This window comes from Gemmatimonas sp. (assembly GCF_021298855.1).
Lineage (GTDB): Bacteria > Gemmatimonadota > Gemmatimonadetes > Gemmatimonadales > Gemmatimonadaceae > Gemmatimonas.
The window spans coordinates 1-4560 of record NZ_JAJTHI010000069.1 but is presented as its reverse complement, the minus strand read 5'-3'; the positions used below and the strand labels follow the sequence as shown (position 1 = coordinate 4560).

Annotated in this window: 4 protein-coding genes; all 4 read left to right on the top strand. The window is 67.8% G+C overall.

Annotation, left to right across the window (positions count from 1 at the left end; genetic code table 11):
• The coding region (locus tag LW840_RS16060; RefSeq protein WP_291277365.1) for a glycosyltransferase family 4 protein at window positions 1–716 on the top strand (716 nt) is incomplete at its 5' end.
• Window positions 716–1897, top strand: coding sequence for a glycosyltransferase (locus LW840_RS16055; RefSeq protein ID WP_291273361.1), 1182 nt, complete (start codon window positions 716–718; stop codon window positions 1895–1897). The genes LW840_RS16060 and LW840_RS16055, both read left to right, overlap by 1 nt.
• Window positions 1890–3344 (top strand): hypothetical protein, encoded by a 1455-nt coding sequence (locus LW840_RS16050; RefSeq protein ID WP_291268691.1) that lies wholly within the window; start codon window positions 1890–1892, stop codon window positions 3342–3344. Before LW840_RS16055 ends, LW840_RS16050 begins: the two co-directional genes overlap by 8 nt.
• An 89-nt stretch (window positions 3345–3433) precedes the next feature.
• On the top strand, window positions 3434–4560 hold a 1127-nt coding region (gene asnB, locus LW840_RS16045), incomplete at its 3' end, for an asparagine synthase (glutamine-hydrolyzing) (RefSeq protein WP_291277364.1).

Genomic DNA, 4560 nt, shown 5'->3' with positions numbered 1-4560 from the left:
GCTACGCAGACCATTACGTGTGCGTCTCCGAGGCGCTCAGGGATTGGGCGATTACCTCGGCTGAGCTTCCAAGCGATTGCTGCACCGTCATCAACAACGGCGTACCCATCAGTCGATTCCCGGAACGCATCTCGCGACACGCGGAAGGACGCCACCGGCGACTTCAGGGTGTGCTGGTAGCCAACCTGCGGGCAGAGAAGAACCACGAAGCGCTGGTTCGTGCGATGGCATCCTCCCCCGACCTGCGGGAGTCGGTCGAGCTGCATTTCGTTGGCGGAGGGGACCGAAGCGATGTTGGCCGCAAGGTGCGTTCGCTCGTCCGCGAGTTGGGTCTCGAATCGAGCATCCGGTTCTTCGGATCCATCGACCAGGTGGCAACTGCCATGCATACCGCCGACTTCGGAATTGTCGCTTCCACCTACGAGGCAGGGCCCGTCGTCGCACTCGAGTATATGGCGGCGGGACGTCCTTACGCGACCACACCCGTCGGTAACATCTACTCTGTAGCGCTCAAGCATGGTTGCTGCGTTACGGCACGTGGTACCACCGCCGATGACCTTGCCCACATGCTGCGACGCATGTGCCAGCTCACCAACGAAGAGCGCGCAGCCATGGGTATTCGTGGTCGCGCGTTGGTGGAATCCCGCTACTCCCTGGAGCGGCAGGCCGCTCAGGTGCGTGACATCTACATCGGTCTTTCCAGGCGTGTGACCTGATGTCAGTAGCTCCGGAGTTGAAACGGCTGCGCTGCGCCATCATCAGCGATGCACTGCACCGGCGCGATGCCCAGGGTACCGTGTTCACGCTGGCTCCGCTGCTCAGGCAGTTCGCCGTGTGGGCCGAGCTCTTTGGCGAACTGCACATCGTGGCACCGTTCATTGACGAGCGCGACGTGCGACACGATCACGCGCCGTACCCCTTTGACAACGTCGTCTTTCACCCCATTCCGCTCGCCGGCGGAAACACGGTGCGCGACAAGCTGGCATTGGCGCGCGCCGTACCCGCGTGGCTGCACGTCATGCGGCAGGTGGAGCCGCTCGTGGACGCCGTGCACCTGCGCTGCCCCAGCAACATCGGGGGCGCGGCGCTGCTGGCCGGCCTCTTTCGGGGGCACCACAGGCAGGCGGTGTACACCGGCAACTGGGCCGGCTACGCCGGCGAACCGCGCACCTATCGCGCGCAGCGCTGGCTTTTGCGCCGCCTGTTCACGGGGCCGGTGTTCGTGTATCCCGTAGACGACCCGCTCGCGCCACACGAGGTGGAAACCTTCTCCCCCTCCATGAGCGCGCACGACCTGCAGCAGAGCCACGCCCGGCGCACCGCCGCCCTGTCTGCGGCACGGTCGGGCCGGCCCCTCACCATTGCCTCGGTGGGCGCGCTCAACACCAACAAGAACCACGGGCTCGTCATAGACGCCGTGGCCGACCTGGTGCACGAGGGCGTGCCGACCATCCTGCACATTGTGGGCAGCGGCCCCGAAGGCGGTGCGCTGCGCGCCCGCACCGCCCAGCACGGACTCGCCACCTGTGTGCACTTTCACGGCAACCTGCCCCACCCGCAGGTGCTCGCGTTGCTGGCCGGCGCCGATCTCTTTGCCCTCCCGTCACGCACCGAGGGGTTCAGCAAGGCCGTCGTGGAAGCCCTCGGCTGTGGTGCGCTGCCCGTGGTCACCACCAGCGCCGCCAACCGGGTCATTACGGGCGACGAAGCCTATGGCGCGCTCGTGCCCTTTGGCGATCGGCACGCCTTGGCCCAGGCATTTCGCCACGGCGCAGCGCGCCTTGCCGCCAACCCGGCGCTTCCGCTGGCCGGCATTGCGCACGCGCAACGCTTCACGCTGGAAGCGTGGCGCGACCACCTGGCGGGCACGCTCATCAAGGCCTGGAGGCTTGCCTGATGCCGCCGGTCGCGGGGGGCCGGCCGTGGGGCTGAAGGAACGGGTGTACGCGCACACCCCGCCGGTGCTGCAGTCGGCGCTGCTGTCGGCGTATGGGCTGCTCTGGCGGCAGCGCCGGTTGGGCGGTGCCTTTCACCGCTACGTGGCCGAATACGCGGCGCGCGACTTCCTGTCGGCCGCCGAGTGGCAGGCGTATCAGGGCGACCGCCTGGCGGCGCTGCTGCGTCACGCGCTGCAGGCGGTCCCGGCGTATCGCCGCCTCCCCATGCGGGCCGACGCGCTGCACCTGCTCGAGGGCAACCGCCCCTTCGAGGCGCTGCGGCTCTTTCCTCTGCTCGACAAGGAAGCGCTGCGCCGCGCGCCGCACGACTTCGTGGCCTCGCAGCCGGGAGGCCGGCTGGGCGCCGCGCTCACGAGTGGCACCACCGGCACGCCCCTTCGCATCATGGCCTCGGCCGACACGCACCGGCGGTTCATGGCGGCGTACGAGGCGCGCGTCCGCCGCTGGGCGGGTGTGGGGTACGGCGACCGGCGCGTCATGATTGGCGGGCGTCTCATTGTGCCGGCGCAGGACCGTCGCGGCCCCTTCTGGCGCACCAACTGGGCCGAGCACCAGCTGTACATGTCGGCGTTCCATATTGGTCCCGATACGGCGCTGCGCTACGCCGCGGCCATTGTGCGCTTCGCGCCGCGCTATCTGGTGGGGTACGCCTCGGCGCTCTGGGCGCTGGCCGACGAACTGGAGCGCCAGGGGTGGCGCACGCCGCAACCGCTGGCGGCAGTGCTCACCAGCAGCGAGCCGTTGCGCCCCGACATGCGGGCCACGCTGTCACGGGTGTGGGGGTGCCGCGTGTACGACGGCTACAGCGGCGTGGAGAGCTGCTGCCTGGCCGGCGAGTGCGGGCATGGGCGCCTGCATCTCAACCCCGATGTGGGGGTCGTGGAGTTCCTGGAGAACGCAGGGGACCCGCCGCAGGGTACGGAGCCCTGCGAGATGGTGGCCACCGGGCTGCTCAACCTCGACCAGCCGCTCATTCGCTATCGCACGGGAGACATGGCGGTACCGTCGGCCGCGCCGTGCGGCTGCGGGCGCAGCATGCCGGTCATCGAGGAGCTGGTGGGGCGGGTGGAGGACGACGTGATCCTGCGCGACGGCACGCGGGTACGTCGCTTTCATTCCCTGCCGCTGGGGCTGGCGGATGTGCGCAGCGTGCAGGTGGTGCAGGAGTCGCCGGACGAATTCGTGCTGAACGTGGTGGCCGACGGGGCGTTGAGTGAACCGAGCCGGCGCGCCTTGGTGAGCCGGCTGCAGGAACGGTGCGGCGCCGTGCGGGTGGAGGTGTGTACGGTGCCGGAACAGGAGCGCACTCGTCACGGAAAATTCCGCGCGGTGGTGAACCGTAGCGGGGTAGCAGCCGGAGGGTGGGCCCACACGCCGAGCGAGTAGACGGCGCCGTGAGAAACGCTTACCATTATCACGACGACATGTGAATGGCATGCCGTTGCGCCTCATGTCAATGAAGAGGACAGTCTCCCATGTGCGGATTGGCGGGCGTGCTGCACGCCCCGAGTGGCGTGGCATCGCCCCAACTGGTTGAGCGCATGGCCACGGCGCTGCGGCATCGCGGCCCGGACGATGCCGGCGTACTCACCGATGGGCCGTTCGGAGTGGCGCACGCGCGGTTGAGCATCGTCGATCCCTCTACGGCGGGATATCAGCCCATGTCGGATGGGCGATTCACGCTGGCCTACAATGGCGAGATCTACAACCATGCGTCGCTGCGGCCGGTGCTCGAGGCCCGTGGCGTGCGATTCATCGGCCATTCCGACACGGAGACCCTCTTTCATGCGCTCCGTGTACTCGGTGTCCCCGAGACGCTGCGGGCCGTGCGCGGCATGTTCGCCTTCGCGTTCTACGAGCACGAGCAGCAGCAGCTACATCTGTGTCGGGACCGTTTCGGCATCAAACCGCTCTACTACACGTGGCGGTCCGGTACGCTGGCGTGGGGCTCGGAGATCAAGGCCCTGCGTGAACTGCATCCCTGCCGCCCCGACCCATTCAAGACCATCCTGAGCATTGCCGGTGGGGGAAACAACTCCCACCGCTACTCCGTGTTCGAGGGAATCGTCCACGTGCCCCCTGGTGGTCACGTCAGTACCCGAGCCGGCGAGGCCCCCAAGGTTGCCCTGTACTTCTCCCTCACGTCGATGCTTGACGCGGCATACCGTCGGGAACTCGACGGGATGCCGTACGAGGAGATCACCAGGGAGCTGGCCCGCCTGATGGCTCGAAGTGTGGATTCCATGCTCATGTCGGATGCGCCAGTCGGTGTGCTCGCCAGTGGTGGCCTCGACTCGAGCCTCATCGCGGCCCTCAGCAGGCGTGCGGGCCACTCGCTTCCGCTCTACACATCCGAGGTGGTTGGTCAGTACTCCGAGCTGGCGGACGCGCAGGCGCTTGCCGCGCACCTCGACTTGCCTCTGCACACGTCACGGTTCGCCCCTGCCGCCCTGCTCGACCACATCGTGGCGTGCACGTGGCACCATGAGTCCCCCCTCATCGAGAACTTGAGTGGCGTCCCGTTCTCGCAGGTTTGCTTGCTGGCGCGCGACCACGGCGTCAAGGTCCTGCTCAGCGGCGAGGGGGCCGACGAACTGTTCCG

Excerpts from the sequence above, each read along its gene's own strand:
- LW840_RS16055 (WP_291273361.1), top strand. The coding sequence starts at position 716 with ATGTCAGTAGCTCCGGAGTTGAAACGGCTGCGCTGCGCCATCATCAGC.